Origin of the sequence: Kordia periserrulae (assembly GCF_003054265.1) — a bacterium.
GTDB lineage: Bacteria > Bacteroidota > Bacteroidia > Flavobacteriales > Flavobacteriaceae > Kordia > Kordia periserrulae.
In genome coordinates this window covers 1-1,035 of the sequence record NZ_QBKT01000038.1, presented here as the reverse complement: position 1 = coordinate 1,035, position 1,035 = coordinate 1, and the positions used below count along the sequence as shown (strand labels likewise).

General features: G+C 44.2%; 1 protein-coding gene. It reads right to left on the bottom strand.

The genetic code is table 11. From position 1 onward, the window contains the following. Positions 1 to 854: condensation domain-containing protein (locus C8N46_RS20100; RefSeq protein WP_211314522.1), on the bottom strand; the 854-nt coding region annotated here is incomplete at its 3' end. Positions 855 to 1,035 lie beyond the last annotated feature (181 nt).

The following is a 1,035-nucleotide window of genomic DNA, read 5'->3' as shown; positions in this document are numbered from 1 at the left end:
ATACTTACAGGCAAGGTGTTGATGTACAAGCCTACTTCCTGCTCTACCGATCCTACTGACCAATCTCTTCCTGAAACTGTTGCGCCAAAGACAACCTTCTCGGCTCCTGTATAACTGTGAAGTAAGTAACTCCATGCGCCTTGAACCAAGGTATTCATTGTAAGACCTTTTGACTTGCTGTAATCCACCAGTAGCCTTGTGTGGTTATGGTCTAATTCAAAGCTTACATGACTGTCTCCAAAGACACTGTTGCGTAAACTTGTATCTTGTAAAAACGGTAAGTATACTCCGCCTTCGATGCCTTTTAGGTAGTCTTGCCAGTAGTCAATCCCTTCGCCTGAACGGTCACGATTGTATAAGTCACGTACATATCTGCCATAGTCACTCACATAGCCTTGCGCTATCTCCTCGCCTTCTAGTGCCGCATCGTAGCCTTGAATAAATTCATTCATCAGTATCGATAGCGACCAACCATCCCATAAGATATGATGGTTATACAGATACAAACGAGTAATACCGCCTGGCAAGTCATACAACTCAAAGCAAAATAACGGTGCCTGCTGCATATCAAAGCTCACTAGCTTCTTATTCTCAAAGTACTCTTCCAGCCATCTGCTGTCCTTATCGGTATAATCATAACGGGTAATTGGTAAGTCCACCTCTTTGTAAACACATTGTACTGCATCTGCCAATCCTTCTGAGTAGATTCCTGTACGCAGGATGCCATGACGTGCTACAATGGATTCCCAAACCTTGACAAATACCTCATAGTTGATGCCGCCGTTAAAGTCACATACAAATTCACTCACATACGAGCCGCTGCCTTCGCCTCCATATAAGCTATGGAATAACATCCCTTCTTGTAAGGGACTCAGGCGGTATACCGATGCTATGGCTCCGTATTGCTGCTCACAGTCCTTGATAAAGCTATCTAGTGTCTCATTGCCTACACTAGAGGATAATCCGCAATCACTACAACTCAGTACGCGTTCTTTAGACGCCTTACAGTGCGTTATAACAGCTTCTAGTTCTGAC